Below are 18543 nucleotides of genomic sequence, written 5' to 3' on the forward strand. Positions count from 1 at the left end.
GGTTCCCCACCGGTCGATACTGGCGCCGTCCATACCGGTCTGCGGTGCCGCTGGACGGAGACAGGCGCAATCCATCGAGACAGCGCCCGCTCTGCCTTGCGGTGATCAAGAGGAAGCTGTCACGCGCTTCAGGACCTCGGTGAAGGACTCCGCCCACGCCGCGACCGTCTCCCCGGTGAACAGGTCCGTCGAGTACTCGAAGGTGATCGTGATCCTGTCGGCCTCCGGGGCGATCACCACGTAGAGCTCGTTGCGGGCCACGCCCTGGATGGGGAGGGCTCGTATGGCGGTCGAGACGTCATGGAGATGCAGGGCTGGTGGCTCTGTGGTGATCACTGTGAAGAGGACCGTCGGGAACAAGGCATCGGCCGGCTCCGGTGAGACGAGGGACACCACGTCCGTCAGGGGGAGTTCCTGGTGGTCCAGGGCCGTGAAGAGGGTGGTGGTCAGTTGGGTCACCAGGTCGGGGAAGGTTGCCGCTTCGGACAGGCGGGCCCGGAGCAGTACGGCGTCGCCCAGGATGCCGACGATGTCCGAGCGGTCGCGCTGGACTCGGTTCGCGCTGGACGCCGCCAGGACGATGTCGCTTCGTGCGCCGCACAGGTCGGCCAGCCATGTGGCGAACGTGGCCGCCAGGACCGTGTAGGGCGTGGTGCCCAGGCGGGTTGCCGCTTCGGTCAGGCGGGTGGGGGTGTCGTCGTCGATCGTCCAGGTGTGCAGGGCGCCGCGGCCGGACAGCTTGCCGGGGTGGGGGTGGTCGTAGGGGAGTTGCGGGCGTAGGGGGACGTTCTCCAGTTCTGTGCGCCAGAAGCGTTCCAGGGTTTCCCTTCGGTGGTCCGGAAGGGAGTGTTCCGAGCGGGCGAAGTCCGTGAATTGGGCCTGGGGCGTGGGGGAATGGGGCGTCGTGCCCGACCTTCGCGCGTTGTACAGCGTCTCCAGGTCGCGTCGGATCAGGTCCAGGGACCAGCCGTCGCACACCGCGTGGTGGAACACCGTCACCAGGACCCAGTGATCCGGGGCAAGGCGGGCCAGGCGGAAGCGGAAGAGGGGCGGCTGATCCATCGCGAACGGAGCGGAGACCTGTTCGCGGCACCAGCGGTCCACCGTCCCTTCCGTGTCGCCCGCGTGCGCGCGCAGGTCGTTGATCGGCAGGTCCACGGGGACTTCGGCCAGTACCTCGACCTCGTACCGTCCGTCCTGCCTGCGCACCGGCCTGCTGCGCAGGGCGTGATGGCGTGTCACCAGGTCCGTGAGGGCCTGGTGCAGGGCGTCGGGGTCCAGGTCGCCGCGCAGGTCCATGCGGTGGGCGATGTTGTAGACGCTCGGGTCGGGGAGCGCGTGGTGGCGGCGCCACAGGCGGCGCAGGGTGGAGGGCATCGGCGCGGTGTCCACGACCCGGGCGCGGGCCGCGATGCCTCGGATCGTCGGGTCCAGGAAGAAGTCCGCCATCGTGAGGTCGATGTGCGCCGTCTCCCGCATCCGGTTCAGCAGCCGGATCGCGCTGAGGGAGTGGCCGCCCAGCTCGAAGAAGGGGACCGTCACCGGGACCGGCCGGGTGTCCAGTTCCTCGCACCACAGGTCGTGCAGGGTCCGCTCCAGGGCCGTCGTCGGCTCGGACCGCGCGGGGTCGGCGGACTCGTCCATCGGCTCGGGCAGGGCCGTGCGGTCCAGCTTGCCGGAGGCGTTCACCGGGAGGCGGTCGAGGGTCACCCAGCGGCGGGGCACCAGGTGGTCGGGGAGTGTGGCGGACAGTGCCGTGCGCACCTGGAGCCAGGGGGTCGGCTCGGCCGGCACCACGTACGCGACCAGCTCCGTGTCGCCGTGGCGGTCGCGGCGCGGGAGCACCGCCGCGTCCCGGACGGCCGGGAGTGCCATCAACGCCGCCTGGACCTCGCCCGGTTCCACCCGGTGGCCGCGGATCTTGACCTGGTCGTCCGCCCGGCCCCGGTACTCCAGGGTGCCGTCCGTGCGCCAGCGGCCCAGGTCGCCCGTGCGGTACAGCACCCCGCCCGCGCCGTCGTCGAGGAACGCGGCGGCTGTCTCGGCGGGGCGGTCGTGGTAGCCGTGCGCCACCGGCACCCCGCCCACGTGGATCTCCCCGACCGCTCCGACCGGGACCGGCCGGCCCGTGCCGTCCAGGAGCAGGACGCGGGCCCCCGGCACCGGGGTGCCGGTCGGGGGCCACTCCTCGCCGGTCGGGTCGACGCGGTGCGACGTGACGATGATCGATGTCTCCGTGGGGCCGTACTGGTTGTGGAGGGCGCAGTGCGGGTGGGCGGCCAGGAAGCGCCGGAACGCGGCCGTGAGCTGGAGCGACTCGCCCGCCGAGAACAGCTCGTGCAGGGACGGCAGTTGGGGGGCCGTCTCCATCAGGTACTTCAGCGGGGTGCAGGGCATGAAGAGCCGCTGCACCTCGTGGCGGCGTACCGTCTCGGCCAGCGCCGCGGGATCGTGCCGTACGGCGTCGTCGACCAGGACGAGTGCCGCTCCCGAGGCGAGCGTCGTGAAGATCTCCTGCACGCTGACGTCGAACGCCGGTGACGTCCATTGCAGGGTGCGGAGGGCGGGGTGGCGGTCCAGATGGCCGCGGACCAGGTTCGCCGGGCCGCGGTGCGGGACGATGACGCCCTTCGGCCGACCCGTCGAGCCCGAGGTGTGGATGCAGTAGGCCGGGTCCTCCGGGCCGGCGCCGTCCGCGAGCCGGGTCGAGGGGAGTGTGTCGTCCGCCGATTCCATGAGCTGGACGGGGAGTTCGAGGTTCGGGTGGGCGGTTGTCCGGGAGGTGAGGAGCAGTACCGGTGTCGTGTCGGCGAGGAGCAGGGCCAGGCGTGGGGCGGGCAGGGACGGGTCCAGCGGGACGTAGGCCGCTCCCGTCTTGAGGACCGCCAGCAGGGCCGTGATCAGCTGCGGGCCGCGTGGCAGCAGGACCGCCACGCGCTGTCCGCGTTCCGCACCGCGGGTGCGGAGCAGGTGGGCCAGGCGGTTGGCCGCCGCGTCCAACTCCGCGTAGGACACCCGGCCTTCGTCGCCGAGGAGCGCCACGGCGTCCGGCGTGCGGCGCGCCTGCTGTTCGAACAGGCCGTGCAGAGTGCCGGGGTCCGCCCCCTCTCCGGTGTGCTCCAGACGGGCCAGCGCGGTGCGGTCGGCCGCCGTGAGGGCGGTCAGTTCCGCGAGCGTCGCGCCCGGGGTGTCCAGGGCGCGGCGCAGCACCTGCTCGACGTAGTCCACGAAGCGGCGCACCGTGGCCTCGTCGAACAGGGCCGTGTCGTACTCGACCATGAACCGGACGCCGTCCGCGTGGTGCGTGAGATAGACGCTGAGGTCGAACGGGGCGCGGGCGCTCGGGACGTCGAGCAGGGTGGCCGTCAGACGGGGCGGGTCGAACTCCGCCCCGCCCTCGTTCTCGTACTCCACCATCACCTGGAACAGCGGGTTGCGGCCCGGGTCGCGGCGCGGGTTGAGCGCGCCGACCAGCTCGTCGAAGGGGACGCCGCTGTGTTCGAACGCCGCGGTGCTGCTCGCGCGGACCCGGCCCAGCAGGGTCGCGAAGTCCGGGTCGCCGGTGAGGTCCAGGCGCAGCGGGACCGTGTCGAGGAAGAGGCCTACGTGGTCCTCGGCGCCGGCGGGGCGGGCCGCCACCGCCGTGCCGATCACCACGTCCCGCTGCCCGCCGAACCGGCCGAGGACCGCGCCGATCGCGCTGGTCAGCGTCATGAAGAGGGTGGCGCGGTGCCGCCCGGCGAACGTCCGCAGACCTCCTACGAGTTCGGCGTCCAGGGCGTGGGTGAGGCTCGCGCCCGCTCCCGACCTCACCGGCGGGCGGGGGCGGTCGGTGGGCAGGGTCAGCTCCGGGGCGTCGCCGAGGTAGTGCCGCCAGAAGTCGAGGGACGCGGGGCCCGGCCGGGTCGCCGCCGGCAGCTCGGGCAGGGGCCGTGGTTCGGGGCCTCCGCCGCGCCGGGCGCGGTAGTACGCGGCCAGATCGCGGGCCAGTACGGCCGTGGAGGAGGAGTCGAAGACGATGTGGTGGGCCAGGAGGAAGAGCAGGTGGCGGTCCGGGGACAGGCGGAGCAGGCGGGCCGCGACCAGAGGGCCGGAGGCGAGATCGAGTCCGTGGTCGTCCGCGAGGACCGACCGCAGGGCCTCCTCCTCCGTCGCGCCCGTGTGGTCCTCCACCGGGCAGTCGAGCGGCATACGGTCGCGTATCTCCTGGTAGGGGACACCGTCCGTGTCGCCGAACACCGTACGCAGCGCCGGGTGCCGGTCCGCGACGCGGTCCAGCGCCCAGCGCAGGGCCTGGACGTCCAGCGGGCCGTCCAGGCGGATCGCCTTGGGCTCGTGGTACATGGCGGTGCCCGGGTGCAGCTGCTCCAGGAACCAGATGCGGCGCTGGGCGGGGGTCAGGGGTGCTCGGCGGGGTGTCGAGGGTGCCGGAGGCCTCGTGTCGGGAGCCCCCCTGCGGACCCGGTCCAGGACCGGCAGCGCCGCCAGCACCTTCTCCTTCGGCACGCCGAAGTCCACGAAACAGGCGATCTCGTCCGCCCCCGCCGCCAGCAGGCGCCGTACGCTCTCCGCGGCCGTGTGCTCGTCGCCGATCAGCGCGCGCGAGTCGCAGTAGCGCTCGTAGGCCCGCCCGAGGAGGAACTCCACGTCCTCCTCCGGCGTGTTCTCCAGGTCCACCTGGAAGCCGAGACTGTTGGTGACCTGGTCGAAGAGGGAGAGGGAGGACCGCAGATACGACAGGAACGGCCGGTACGCCTCGGCCCGCGCCCGCTCCGCGTCGTCCTCCAGGTAGGTGTGCACCAGCACCACCACCCGCCCGGCCGCCGGGTCCAGACCGTGTTCGGCGCGGCAGCGCCGGTACAGGGCGATGTTCTCGGCCAGTTGCTCCACCGTCTGCGTCATCAGGTTGGTGACCACGCCGAGGTCCTCGGCGGCCGCCCGGCGGTAGCTGTCCGGGTTCCCGACGACGGCCACGTACATCGGCGGCCGGTCCTGTACGGGGCGGGGGTGCAGGCTGATCTCGACCGGGGTGCCGTCGCCCGCCGTCGTCTTCAGCGGCTCGCCCGACCACAGGTGCCGTACGGTCTTCAGCTGCTCGTACATCACCTCGCGGTGGCGGCCGAAGTGCTGCGGGGCGAGCGCAAAGTCGGTGGCGTGCCAGCCGCTCGCGAAACACAGGCCCGTCCGGCCGCCGGAGATGTTGTCGACCACCGACCACTCCTCGGCGACCCGGGCGGGATGGTGCAGCGGCAGGACGACGGACCCGGCGTGCAGCCGGATCCGGCGGGTCCGGGCGGCGAGGGCCGCGGCCAGCACGGACGGGTTGGGGAACAGCGCCCCGAAGGAGTTGAAGTGCCGCTCGGGGAACCACAGGGCGTGGAAGCCGTGCTGGTCGGCGAAGTCGGCGGCGGCCATGATCAGGCCGTACTTGTCGTGGTCGCCGTCCTGGGGGTAGTCGCCGAAGAAGTAGAGGCTGAAGTCGCACACTCCGGGCGGTGAGGTGGCAGGGGTGGGGGCGGGCTCGGGCTCGGGCTGGAGGGCGATGGGCGCGGGTGTGCGTGCCGGAGCCGGAGGTGCCGTCCTGGTGCCCGACGCCGTCGCGAGGACGTCCAGCTGGCGGGAGATCATCTCGCCCACCTGGCCGACGAGTTGCTCGGCCAGGCGCAGTTGCTGTCCGAACAGGGCGTGGACGTCCGCATCCGCACCCCGGGGCGCCGCCGGTTCCTGGACCACCGTCTCCTGGACCACCGTCTCCTGGGCCACCGGCACCTCCCCCCGCAACTGCCCGACCCGCTCCGCCAGCCTCCGCGGCGTGTCGGCCGTGTCGAACACCTCCCGGACCGGGACCCGGACGCCATAGCGCTGCTCCAGCTCCGTCGTCATGCTCATCAGGGACAGCGAGTCGGCGCCCAGTTCGAAGAACGAGCTGTCCGGTGTCACGTCGGCGACCGGGCGGCCGAGCTTCTCCGCCGTCAACTCCCGGACCACCTCGATCACTTCACCGGCCACCTCCGGCTGCTCGGAAACGCCGGCCGACGCCACGGCCTCGAACGGCACCCTGCGCCGCCGCAGCGGATGCCCCGGCAGCGGCACCCGGCCCCCGCCGCCCGCGAGCGCCTCCCAGTCCAGGTCGGCGCCCCTGCGGTACAGCGAGCCGAGCGCCGTCAGGAACCCCTGCGCCTGCTCGGCGGCCCCGTCCCCTTCGCCCTGCCCGCTCAGCCAGCGGCTGTCGGGTACGCAGTGCCGGCCGAGGCCGGTGAGGGTCCGCCCGGCGCCGATCTCCACGAAGTCCCGGCAGCCCTGCCCGACCGCCGCGTCCATCGCGAGGTCGAAGCGGACCGGCTGCCGGGCCTGGCGGCAGAGGTACTCCACGTCGGCCGTCCAGCCCGGCCGGCGCAGCTCGCCGTCGGCCGTGGTCACCAGCGGGGTGTGCAGCGGACGGTACGTCACCTGGCCCGCATGGTTCCGGAACTCGTCCAGGGCGCTGTCGACGTCGGCGGAGTGGAACGCCCGGTCGACCGGCAGCGCACGCCACCGCAGGCCCTCCTGGTCGAGCAGCCGCGCCGCCTCCTTGAGGGCCTGCGGCGGACCCGAGAGCACCTGCGCCCGAGGGCCGTTGACCGCGGCGAGCTCCGCACCAGTGGCCGATGCGAGGCGCTCGGCGGTGGCCCGGTCGGCCCGGACGGCGAGCATGCCCCCGGCCGGGCAGCGGAGCTGCATCAGACGCCCGCGCCAGGCGGTGAGCCGCAGCCCGTCCTCCAGGGTCAGGGCGCCGGCCGCGTACAGGGCGGCGTACTCGCCGACACTGTGGCCGAACAGCAGCCCGGGCTGTATCCCCGCCGCCCGCCACGCGTCCGCCAGTGCCGCCTGATGGGCGAAGAGGGCGGCCTGCGCGGTCTCGGTGGGCCAGACCTCGTCCGCCGTCGGGAGGCCGGCCGGGCCGGGAACGGCCAGCAGTGAGTCGAGCAGGCTGCCGCCGAACTCCCCGGCGTAGAGCGCCTCGCACCGGTCGAGCGTGTCCCGGGCGGCCGGGCTCACGGCGTACAGGCCGTTCGCCATGCCGCGGCGGGCGCTGCCCTGGCCCGCGCAGGCGAAGGCGAGGGGGCCGAGCGGGGCCGGCTCGGGGTGCCGGCCCTCCTCCAGTGCCCGGGCGAGGTCGCCGGCCGTGCGGCCGGTCACGGCGGTGCGTGCCGGGCCGTGGGGCCTGCCGAGGGCCAGGGTGGCGGCCACGTCGGCGGCGGGGAGGTCCGGGCGCGCCAGGAGCCGGTCGCGGAGCGCGGCCGTCAGCGCGTCCAGGGCCTCGGTGTCGCGGGCCGACACCGGGACGAGGACCGGCAGTTCGGGCACCGGGCCTGGGCGTGCCGGCGGGGCCTCCTCCAGGACCACGTGAGCGTTGGTGCCGCCGACGCCGAGCGCGCTGATCCCGGCCCGGCGGGGAACGCCGTCCTGCACCGCCCACGGCCGCAGCTCCGTGGCGAGCGTCAACGGGCTGCCGTGCAGCGGAAGTTCAGGGTTGGGGCGGGTCAGGTGCGGTGTGGGCACCAGGGTGCGGTGGCGCAGCATCAGGACCGTCTTGATCAGCCCGGCCATTCCGGCGCAGCTGTCGAGGTGCCCGATGTTCGGCTTCACCGAACCGACGGCGCAGAAGCCGGTGCGTCCACCGCGGTCCGGGCGGAGCGCCCGTGCCAGCGCCGTGAGTTCCACCGGATCGCCGAGCCGCGTTCCCGTGCCGTGCGCCTCCACGTAGGAGATCGTCTCCGGCGGCACGTCCGCCCTGCGCAGCGCCTGGCGTACGACGTCGGCCTGGCCCTCGACCCCGGGGGCGCTGAAGCCGACCTTGGCGGCGCCGTCGTTGTTGACCGCCGAGCCCAGGATCACCGCGTGCACGGTGTCGCCGTCGGCCAGCGCCCGGTCGAGGCGCTTGAGCAGCACGGCGGCCACGCCGTTGCCGCCGACGGTGCCGTCGGCCTCCGCGTCGAAGGCGCGGCAGCGTCCGGTGGGGGACAGGATCGACCCGGGGTGGCTGTGATAGCCGGTCTCCTGCGGCAGGTGCACGGCCGCGGCGCCCGCCAGCGCCAGGTCCGCCTCACCGGTCAGCAGCGCCTGGACCGCGAGGTGCACCGCGACCAGGGAGGTGGAACAGGCCGTCTGCACACCGATCGCCGGGCCGGTGAGGCCGAGCCGGTAGGCGACCCGGGTGGCGAGGAAGTCCGGCTCCTGCCCGATGGCCGACTGCATGCCGGCGGCCGGGTCCGCAGGGTCGTACGGCGATCCGGCCGTGGTCTGCTGGTGGTCGTAGAGGTTCATGCCCGACCCGGCGAACACCCCCACCCGGACGCCCGGCGCGGTCGCCGCGTGGCCGCCGTCCTCCAGGGCCTGGTGGCAGCACTCCAGGAACAGCCGGTGCGCGGGATGCGTGAGCCCGGTCTCCTTGGGGCTCATGCCGAAGAAGTCCCCGTCGAACTCCTCGACGCCGTCGAGGACTCCGGCGACGGGCACGAGGCCGGGCGCGCGGCGCTGCTCCGGGGTGAGGCCCGCCGCCGCGAGTTCCCGCTCGCCGAACACCCGGACGCTGTCCACGCCGTCCCGCAGGTTCGCCCAGAACTCGTCCACCGAGTGCGCGCCGGGGAAGCGCAGCGACAGTCCGATGACGGCCACGCGGCGGTCGGGGGAGCCGTCGCCGCTCTCCGGCTCCGGGGCCGCTGCCGCCGCGGGCCGGCCCGCGAGGTGCGCGGCGAGGGCCGTGGCCGTCGGGTGCTCGAAGAAGGCCGTCTGCGCGATCGGTGTCCCCAGACGTTCCGCCAGCCGGTTGCGCAGCCGCACCAGCAGGACGGACGTCAGGCCGAGTTCGTAGAACGGCACGTCCGCCTCGGCCGGGCGGCCCAGTACGGCGCCCAGTTCCTCCTGGACGGCACGAGTCACCGCGTCGGTGTCCCGGCTCAACCGTTTGGGGAGTTCGGCGCGCCGCACCTTGCCCGCCGGGGTCCGCGGGAACTCGTCCTCGGGGACGGGCAGGACGTACGCGGCGGTGAGCCGGAGGCGGGTGAACAGCGCAGCCTTCACCTCCGCGGCGATCCGTGCGTCCTCGGCGGCGCCGCGGCTGACGAAGAACACCGCCAGCTCCTCCGTGCCCCGCTCCGGATGCGGGATGCCGCAGGCGGCGACCTCGCCCTGCCGGACGCCGTCGACGGCGGTGGCGGTCTCCTCCACCTCGTGGCAGTAGACGTTGTGGCCGTTGAGGATGATGACGTCCTTGCGCCGGCCCGTGATGACGACCTGGCCCTCGTCGAGGAAGGCCAGGTCGCCCGTGTCCAGCCAGTCGCGTCCGGCCGGGTAGGCCGCGGCGTCCGCCTCGGGGTTGTTCACATAGCCGGGGGTGAGCCGCGCGGGCGAGTGGACCTGGAGCCGCCCGATCCGGCCCGGCGGGGCGGGGTCGCCCTGGTCGTCGACGATGCGCAGGGTGACGCCGTGCGCGGGCGAGCCGGAGGCGACGAAGGTGACGCAGTCGGCGTCCGGGGCGTCCTCGGCGGCCCGGACCAGATCGCCGCCCAGGCTGCTCTTGAGCAGGCGGTGCACGGTGCCCGGCCGGTCGAGGCGGCCGTAGGTGACGGCCGTGACCGTCTCGGCCATGCCCCACACCGGGGCGATGTGCTCCTCGCGCACGCCGTACGGGGCGGTCGCGTCGAGGAAGCGGCGCAGCACCGGCAGCACGACCCGCTCGCCCCCGCACAGCAGGGACTTGAGGCCGCTCAGGTCCCAGCGGCGGTCGGGCCGCTCGGCGAGCGCGTCGGCGACCAGCCGGTAGGCGAAGGTCGGGGCCCAGCTGTGCCGCGCCCGGTGCTCGTGGAGGAGGTCGAGCCAGCGCAGCGGGTCGGCGAGCACCCGGTCGGTCGGCGCGTGCACGTTGGTGGAGCCGGTGAAGACCGCGAGCAGGTGGTAGAGCAGGAAGGCGCCGCTGTGGTCGACGGGCAGCCAGTTCACCAGGGTGTCGTCGGGGCGGACGTCGAGGATCCGGCGGCTGCTCGCCGCGAAGTCCGCGAGCCCGGCGTGCGTCAGGCGCGCGGCCTTCGGAACCCCGGTGCTGCCGGAGGACAGCATCAGCAGGGCCGTGTCGGACGGGTCCGGCTCGACATGGTCGTCGGCGGGCGGCGCGTCCAGGCAGTCCCGGGCGAGCACGACGCGCGGCGCGGGCGTGGCGCGGGCGAGCGCCGCCGCGCCCGGCGCGTCGGTCAGCACCAGCGGCCCGCCGAGTAACGCGCGGGCCTGCCGCAGGCGTTCGAAGGCCGGGGAGCCCGGCGCGGGATGCTCGGCGATGGCGACCGGAAGGGCGCCGCCGAGCACACAGGCCCAGAAGGCGGGGAAGAACTCGTCCAGGGGCAGCCCGCACAGCACCACCGGGTCACCGCGCCGCATCCCCTGGCCGCGCAGGCCGGTGAGCATCCGGCGTGCCGCGTCCAGCAGTTCGGGATACGACCGTGATGCGGTCGTGCCGTCGCCGGCGACCGTGACGACGGCTCCGCCGGGAGCGGACCGGGCAGCGCCCAGCAGCGCCTGTACGGCGTCGACCGGATCGTCCTGCGTGCGCTCGGGCTCAGGACCCCGGCAGACGGCTTGCCCCCGTAGACGTTCCATGCGTGTCCTCTCCCTTTTCTCCACTGGTGGACGAACGGTCGTCGCCCTTGCGCGCGTTGTGCCTTCGTACGGTGAACAGCAGCAGGACCACCGCCCCGCACACGGCCGCCCCGTGGAAGGCCCCCACGACGGCCAGGGCGGGCAGGGCCTCCAGCGCCGCCGCCGCGGCCACCGTGCCCAGGGCGAACCCGGACTGCTCGGCGGTGGCGGACAGCCCGAACAGCCGGCCGCGCTGCCGGTCGGGGGCCGCCTGGAGGCGCGAGGTGTAGACGATCTCGGTCCAGCCGTCCGCGAACCCCGCCGCCACGGCCGCCGCCATCAGGGCGGGGCCGGGCAGTCCGGTGAACGCGGCCACGAAGCAGAACGACATCGCGCAGGTGCCCGCGGCGAAGGCGCGCTCGCCCCACGACGTGTCCCGCGAGCGGCGTTTGAGGACCTGGTGGGCGAGCAGGGTGCCCACGGCCCACGCCGACCAGAACCGGGTCATGAACACCGCCGGCTCGGACGGCTCTGCCGCGTGTGCCGCCAGCGGCAGGGCGACGTTGTGCGACGCGGACGCCAGGGCGTCCAGGCCGCGCAGCGCGATCAGGCCGAGCAACGGCCCGGCGAGGCCCGCCACGCGGCGCCGCAGCCGCCCGCCACGCGCCGGTGGGATTCGGGCCTCGCGCCGCTCCCGGGCGGGCGGGTCGTCGTCCGGGAAGCCGTCGGACGGCGCGTTGTGCGGGAAGCCGTCGGACGGGGCGTTATCCGGGGAGTCGCCGGGCGGGTCGCCATCCGGGGAGTCGCCGGGCGGGGCGTCATGCGGGAGGTCGTCGGTGCGCGGCCGGAGCACCAGCACGGCGGCACCGGACACCGCGAAGCTCGCCGCGTTGACGGCGAACGCGACATCGAACCCGCCGAGACCGATGACCGGCGCGGCCGAGGCGAAGCCCAGCACCGTGGCGACGGACCGGGCCGTCACCAGCACGCCGTTGGCCCCGGCCCGGCCGTCCTGCCCGACCATGACCGGAACGGCGCTGCGCAGGGCGACGTTGAAGAACGTGTTGCCCGCCCCCAGCACGACCACCGCGCCGAGCAGCACCCCCAGCGGTGTGCCGGAGGACCACAGCGCCAGCACCACCATGGCGAGCGTCTGGGCGAGGTCCGTGACCACCATGACCGTGCGGCGCGTGACCCGGGCCGACACGGCCCCGGCGGCGAGCCCGGCAGTGACACCGGACAGCAGCCGTACGGCCATCACCACGCCCACGCCCCAGGCGGTACCGGTGACCTCGTAGGAGAACAGGCTGAGCGCGATCAGGTTGAGATAGGTCCCGTAGGCCGACACGGCGTGCGCGACCACCAGGGACCGGAACCTCCAGTCCACCCCCGTCACCGGACTCCTCGACCTGGTCGGGCCAGTGCAGCCACCCGGTGATCCGGGCGGCGTGTTCGATCCTTGCAGAGGTGTTCGACCGGCGGGCGGAAATGCGTCGGATCGCAGCTCAGGTACTGTCCGCGGGAGAAGCCGCCGTCAACTCGAGGTCCGCGACCGCTCCGTCACCCGCTCCAGATGCCGGGTGAACACCTCACGCGCGTCCGGCGTCAGGGTCCGCAGCGCCACCAGCGCCGTGATGACGACATCGCACAGCTCCGCCTGTACGTCGTCCCAGGTGTGCGTCACGCCCTTGCGCGGGTTCTGGCCGGTCGCCCCGATCACCGCCTCCGCGACCTCCCCGACCTCCTCGTTCAGCTTCAGGATGCGCAGCAGCAGGCCCTCGCGGTCCTCGATCGGGCGGTTGCTGTCCAGCCACTTCCACAGGGCGTCGACGGAGGCCCACAGCTCGGGCCCGGGCGGCGGGTGATCGCTCATGGGGGCAGCCTGCCACGAGGGTCTGACAGCGCCGGGCCTCCCCGTCCCGCTACTCCAGGTACTCCTCTACTCCAGGTACTCCTCTTCGAACAGCGCGTCCTGCTCGCCTTCCTTCGCCTTCCGCAGCCGCCTGGCACGCGCCCCCACGACCAGCGCGGTCCCCGCCGCCGTCGCCGCGAACGCCGCCGGGAGCATCCAGCTCCGGTTCACCGCGTGCCCGAGCGCGTGGTCCAGGGAGAGCCGCCCCGGCCCGGTGACGGCCAGGCCGGCGGCCGTCAGGCCCAGCGTCGCCGCGTACTCGTAGCCGCCGCTCTGGTTGAAGAACCCGTTCGGGGCGTGCACCGCCGCCGCTCCCGCCATCGCCCCGGCCGCCGCCGCGCCGGCGGCCGGCGTCGCCAGGCCCAGGGCCAGCAGCGCGCCGCCGCCGGTCTCCGCGAGCCCCGCCGCCGTCGCGCTCGCCCTGCCCGGGACATAGCCCACCGACTCCATGAACTGGCCGGTGCCCTCGATGCCGTGCCCGCCGAACCAGCCGAACAGCTTCTGCGTGCCGTGGGCGGCCAGCACACCGCCCGTCCCCAGCCGGAGCAGCAGCAGGCCCAGATCACGTCGGTGGTAACGCCTCACGTCGTCTCCCGGAGCAGACAGCAGGAACAGGGGAACACTCCTCCTCGCGTTTCCACCGTCGCACTCCCGACACCTGGCGACACCCGGCGGACCCGCCCGGGACGCCGTTCGGGTGGCACGGGTGGCGCGGCCCGGCGGCCGGTACGAGGCTGACTCGCATGACGATTCAGACCACGCGCCTCAGCGATCCGGCCGTCCGCGCCTTCGTGGCCGCCGTGAACAACCACGACCGCGAGGCCTTCATGGCGCTCCTCGCACCGGGCGCGACCATGGCGGACGACGGCTCCGACCGCGACCTCGCCGACTGGGTCGACCGGGAGATCTTCTCCTCCCACGGCCACCTGGAGGTCGACAAGGAGTCCAACGGCGGCCGGGCCCTCATCGCCCGCTACAGCAACGACACCTGGGGCGAGATGCGCACCCGGTGGAGCTTCACCGTGGACGACGACGGCAGGATCACGCGCTTCGAGACCGGACAGGCCTGAAACCCAGCCCCCACCGGGGCTTGCCTTCGAGTGCGCTCCAACTCCTAGCATCCCCGCTCATGGAGACCACACGGCCGCTGGGACGCAGCGGCATCGAGGTGAGCGCCCTCGGCTTCGGCTGCTGGGCGATCGGCGGCGAATGGCAGGCGGCCGACGGGCAGCCGCTCGGCTGGGGCAAGGTCGACGACGAGGAGTCGGTACGGGCGGTGCGGCGCGCCCTCGACCTGGGCGTCACCTTCTTCGACACCGCCGACACCTACGGCGCCGGGCACAGCGAACGGGTGCTCGGCCGGGCCCTCGGCAAGCGCAGGGCGGATGTCGTCGTCGCCACCAAGTGGGGCAACGTGTTCGACGAGGACACCCGCACCCTCACCGGCGGCGACGACTCCCCGGCCCATCTTCGCCGCGCCCTGACCGCGTCCCTGCGCCGCCTCGGCAGCGACTACGTCGACCTCTACCAGTTCCATCTCTCCGACGCGGACATCGAGCAGGCCGCCCTGCTCCGGGACGAGTGCGAGAAGCTGGTCGGCGAGGGGCTGATACGCGCCTACGCGTGGAGCACCGACGACCCCGCTCGCGCCGCCGTGTTCGCGCAGGGGCCGCACTGCGCCGCCGTCCAGCACGCTCTCAACGTCCTCCAGGACGCGCCCGCGATGCTGAAGCTGTGCGAGGAGGCGGGCCTCGCGAGCATCAACCGCAGTCCCCTCGCCATGGGGCTGCTCACCGGCAAGCGCCGGGACGGGCAGCCGCTGGAGGCCGGGGACATCCGCAGCAGGCCCCCGGCCTGGCTCCAGGGTTTCAGTGACGGATCCGGCGCGGACCCGGAGTGGCTCGCCCGCGTCGACGCCCTCAGGGACGTCCTCACCAGCGACGGCCGCACGCTCGCCCAGGGCGCCCTGGCCTGGTTGTGGGCGCGCAGTCCGCGCACGATCCCCATCCCCGGCTTCCGTTCGGTCGCCCAGGCGGAGCAGAACGCGGGGGCGCTGGAGAAGGGGGCGCTGACCGGCGCGCAACTGGCCGAGGTCGACCGGCTGCTCGGGCGCTGATCATTACGGGACCTTGCCCTTGACGTATGCGGCAGTCGTTCCACGCGCACCGGTGCGTACCCCGCGGTCCCACGCGGGGCCCACCCCCACCCGGTGCCGTGGAACGACTGCCGCTCCCCCCTGGGTGTGGCCTGACGGAAGCTCGCTGCCCCAACTGTGAAGCTTTCGTGTAGGGGAGTTGAGCATAAGCGCCCGACCGGCCGCAATGGTGCGGACGTTGCTATTCCGCTTGTAGAGGTTGACGCGTTGACGGCCGCCGGTGCCGCGCTCAGCCGCGTCCGACGTACGGCATCGTCGTGGCGAGTACGGTCGCGAACTGCACATTCGCCTCCAGCGGCAGCTCCGCCATGTGCCGCACCGTGCGGGCCACGTCCGCGACGTCCATCACCGGCTCCGGGACGACCTCGCCGTTCGCCTGAAGCGCCCCCGTCCGCATACCGGCCGTCATGTCGGTCGCCGCGTTGCCGATGTCGATCTGCCCCACGGCGATCCGGTACGGCCGTCCGTCCAGCGACAGCGACTTCGTCAGGCCGGTCAGCGCGTGCTTGGTCGCGGTGTAGGCCACCGAGTGCGGACGGGGCGTGTGCGCGGAGATCGAGCCGTTGTTGATGATCCGCCCGCCCTGGGGGTCCTGCTCCTTCATCTGCCGGTACGCCGCCTGCGCGCACAGGAACGCCCCGTTGAGGTTGGTGTCCACCACATGCCGCCAGGCCTCGTAGGACAGCTCCTCGACCGGCACCCCGCCGGGCCCGAACGTGCCCGCGTTGTTGAACAGCAGGTCGACCCGGCCGAACCGCTCGACGGTGGCGGCGAAGAGGGCGGCCACGTCCTCCGGCCGTGACACGTCCGTCCGTACGGCGAGAGCCGCGCCCCCGGGCACAAGGGCCGCCGTCTCCCGCAGCGTCTCGACGCGCCGGCCCGCCAGCGCCACCGACCAGCCCGCGCGCAGCAGTTCCGCGGCGACCGCGCGGCCGATGCCGGAGCCCGCCCCGGTCACGACCGCGATTCCGTGTTCCTTCGCATTCATGGGCTCGCAGCGTAGAGGAGGGCCCGCCATCCGGAACTCATCCGTCCGTCATGCGCGTGCTGTGTACGTGTCAATCGGGAGTCGTCCCCGGCCACTCCAATGCCCCGTGCAGCCATTCGCCAGGGGAGGACCGGATGACACCCGCAGCACGCCCGTCCCAGCATGCCCCCGAACTCCGCGCGGCCGCCCGGCACATCGGCCGCCGCCGCTTCCTCACCGCCACCGGCGCCGCCGCCGCGCTGGCCTTCGCGACCAACCTGCCGTCCCCGGGAGTCGCGGCCGCCGCCGAACTCGACGCCGCGAGGATCACCGAGAACCCGTTCACGCTGGGCGTCGCCTCCGGTGACCCGCTGCCCGGCTCGGTCATCCTGTGGACCCGCCTCGCGCCCGCCCCGTTCCAGGCCGACAGCGGACTGCCCGCCGAACGCGTCACCGTCCACTGGGAGCTGGCCCACGACGAGCGGTTCCGCCGCATCGCCCGGCGCGGCACCGCCACCGCCCACCCCGAGTTCCACCACACCGTCCACGTCGAGGCGCGCCACCTGGAGGCCGGCCGCGTCTTCTACTACCGCTTCCGCGTGGGCCGTTGGATCAGCCCCACCGGCCGCACCCGCACCGCCCCCGACCCCGGCAGCCGCGTCCCGGCCCTCACGCTCGCCGCCGTCTCCTGCCAGGCCTACCACGACGGCTACTACACGCCGTACGCCCATCTCGCCGCCGACGACGTCGACCTCGTCCTCCACCTCGGCGACTACCTCTACGAGTACGCCGTCAACTCCGTCGGCGGCCAGCGCAACTACACCGACCGCACCCTGCCCGGCCTGTTCGACCGCGAGACGCTGACCCTGGAGGACTACCGGCTGCGGTACGCCCTCTACAAGTCCGACCCCGACCTGAGCGCCGCGCACGCCGCGCACCCCTTCGTCGTCACCTGGGACGACCACGAGACCGAGAACAACTACGCCGACGACATCCCCGAGAACAGCGTCCCGCCGGAGGAGTTCCTGCTGCGCCGGGCCTCCGCCTACCGCGCCTACTGGGAGAACCAGCCGCTGCGCCAGCCGCAGCGCCCCGCCGGACCGGACATGCGGCTCTACCGCCGCCTGCACTGGGGCCGCCTCGCCCAGTTCGACGTCCTGGACACCCGCCAGTACCGCTCCGACCAGGCCTACGGCGACAAGGCACACGTCCCCGGCCCCGAGTCCGACGACCCGGCGCGCACCATGACCGGGGCGACGCAGGAGCGGTGGCTGCTCGACGGCTGGCGCGCCTCGCGGGCGCTGTGGAACGTCGTACCGCAGCAGGTCCTGTTCGCCCGGCGGCACATGGACGCCACCACCCCGTCACGGGTGTCGATGGACGCCTGGGACGGCTACAGCGCCTCCCGCCGGCGCGTCCTCGACGGCGCGAAGGCCGCCGGCGTCGAGAACCTGATGGTGCTCAGCGGCGACGTGCACGCCGCCTACGCCTTCGACATCAAGGACGACTTCGACGACCAGAACTCCGCCACCCTCGGCACCGAGATCGTGGCGACCTCCATCTCCAGCGGCCGCGACGGCGCCGACAAGCCCGCCACCTGGGACACCTACATGTCCGCCAACCCGCACCTGAAGTTCTTCAACGGACGGCGCGGCTACGTCACCGTCGCTCTCGGACAGGAGTCGGCGCGGGCCGACTTCAAGACCGTGCCGTACGTGACCCGGCAGGGAGCGCCGGTCACGACGGCCGCGTCCTTCGTGACTCAGGTGGGGGAGCAGGGGCTCAAGCCGGCGTGAGCTCCGCCGTGAGGTCCTCGTCCGGGGTCTCGCCCGGGTAGCGGACGCCGACGCGGTCCCGGATCGCGTCGAGCGTCCGCATCACGGCGAGCGTGCCGTCGAGCGGGACGAGCGGCGACTCGGTCTCACCGACGCGCACCGCGCGCATCACCTCGGCCGCCTCGTGACGCAGGCTGTTGCGGGGCCCGTCCGCCGGGTCGGCCGTGAACTCCTCGGGGTCGCGGCCGTCCCGGTGCAGCACGAAACGGTCCGGGAAGAAGAAGCCGTGCGGAATGTCGATACGGCCCTTGGAGCCGGTGACCGAGGCGGAGGTCGCCGTACCGCCCACGATGGAGCAGTGCACTGAACCAAGAGCGCCGCTCTCCCAGGAGAGCAGTGCTCCCGTCTGGAGGTCGACGCCCTCCTCGGAGAGCACCGCTCGCGCCGCGACATCCGACGGCTCCCCGAGCAGCAGCTGCGCGAACGACACCGGATACACGCCCAGATCGAGCAGCGCGCCCCCGCCCAGCTCCGGGTTCCGCAGCCGGTGCGAGGGCGGGAACGGCCCGGCCAGCCCGAAGTCGGCCTGGACCGTGCGCACTTCGCCGATCGCGCCGTCGTCGACCAGCGCCTTCAGCCGCCGCACCAGCGGATTGCAGTACATCCACATCGCCTCCATCAGGAAGCGCCCGTGCTCCCGCGCCAGCGCGACGAGTTCCGCCGCCTCGCGCACGTTCAGCGTGAACGGCTTCTCGCACAGCACGTTCCGCCCCGCCGCCAGACACAGGCCGGCGGCGGTCCGGTGCGCCGTGTGCGGGGTGGCGACGTAGACGACATCGATGTCCTCGTCCCGCGCCAGCGTGTTCCAGTCGCCGTACGCCCGGGGGATCCCGAACCGCTCCGCGAACGCCTTCGCCGACTCCTCCGACCGCGACGCCACCGCCACGACCTCCGCGTCCGGCAGGTCGATCAGGTCCGCGGTGAACGCGGCCGCGATCCCTCCGGTCGCCAGGATCCCCCACCGCACCGTGTCCGCCGTCATTCCCGCCCCGCCTCCGCCTCGTGACCCCGAGCACTCCGTACGAGCTGAGAGCATAGGTGGCGATCGACTCGAAAAGGGAGG

9 protein-coding genes are annotated in these 18543 nt (G+C 73.5%); 3 read left to right on the top strand and 6 right to left on the bottom strand.

Features of this window, described 5'->3' with window-relative positions; all coding sequences use genetic code 11:
* Window positions 1–105: 105 nt before the first annotated feature.
* The 4 genes from IE255_RS04455 to IE255_RS04470 form a co-directional block, all read right to left on the bottom strand.
* Window positions 106–10632 (bottom strand): non-ribosomal peptide synthetase/type I polyketide synthase, encoded by a 10527-nt coding sequence (locus IE255_RS04455; protein ID WP_190048758.1) that lies wholly within the window; start codon window positions 10630–10632, stop codon window positions 106–108.
* On the bottom strand, window positions 10592–12007 hold the full coding sequence (locus IE255_RS04460) for an MFS transporter (protein ID WP_190048759.1): 1416 nt from the start codon (window positions 12005–12007) through the stop codon (window positions 10592–10594). Before IE255_RS04460 ends, IE255_RS04455 begins: the two co-directional genes overlap by 41 nt.
* Before the next feature lie 138 nt (window positions 12008–12145).
* Window positions 12146–12484, bottom strand: a complete 339-nt coding sequence (locus IE255_RS04465) for a MazG-like family protein (RefSeq protein ID WP_190048760.1) — start codon at window positions 12482–12484, stop codon at window positions 12146–12148.
* Window positions 12485–12550: 66 nt separating this feature from the next.
* On the bottom strand, window positions 12551–13108 hold the full coding sequence (locus IE255_RS04470) for a DoxX family protein (RefSeq protein ID WP_190048761.1): 558 nt from the start codon (window positions 13106–13108) through the stop codon (window positions 12551–12553).
* Window positions 13109–13266: 158 nt separating this feature from the next.
* On the opposite strand from IE255_RS04470, the gene IE255_RS04475 reads away from it, so the two are divergent.
* Window positions 13267–13593, top strand: coding sequence for a nuclear transport factor 2 family protein (locus tag IE255_RS04475; RefSeq protein ID WP_190048762.1), 327 nt, complete (start codon window positions 13267–13269; stop codon window positions 13591–13593).
* Window positions 13594–13652: 59 nt separating this feature from the next.
* Window positions 13653–14639, top strand: a complete 987-nt coding sequence (locus IE255_RS04480; RefSeq protein WP_190048763.1) for an aldo/keto reductase — start codon at window positions 13653–13655, stop codon at window positions 14637–14639.
* A 268-nt stretch (window positions 14640–14907) separates the two neighbouring features.
* Here IE255_RS04480 and IE255_RS04485 read toward each other — a convergent pair whose 3' ends face one another.
* On the bottom strand, window positions 14908–15666 hold the full coding sequence (locus tag IE255_RS04485; protein WP_190048764.1) for an SDR family oxidoreductase: 759 nt from the start codon (window positions 15664–15666) through the stop codon (window positions 14908–14910).
* Between the two features lie 134 nt (window positions 15667–15800).
* Here IE255_RS04485 and IE255_RS04490 point away from each other — a divergent pair, with 134 nt between their 5' ends.
* A complete protein-coding gene (locus IE255_RS04490; protein ID WP_190048765.1) occupies window positions 15801–17441 on the top strand; it encodes an alkaline phosphatase D family protein in 1641 nt (546 codons plus the stop codon).
* Here IE255_RS04490 and IE255_RS04495 read toward each other — a convergent pair.
* The gene (locus tag IE255_RS04495) at window positions 17428–18462 is read right to left on the bottom strand and encodes a Gfo/Idh/MocA family protein (RefSeq protein WP_190048766.1); all 1035 of its coding nucleotides are present in this window, start codon (window positions 18460–18462) and stop codon (window positions 17428–17430) included. The two genes, IE255_RS04490 and IE255_RS04495, sit on opposite strands and share 14 nt — an antisense overlap.
* Window positions 18463–18543: the final 81 nt, after the last annotated feature.

Origin of the sequence: Streptomyces lomondensis, from assembly GCF_014651035.1 — a bacterium.
Classification (GTDB): Bacteria; Actinomycetota; Actinomycetes; order Streptomycetales; family Streptomycetaceae; genus Streptomyces; species Streptomyces lomondensis.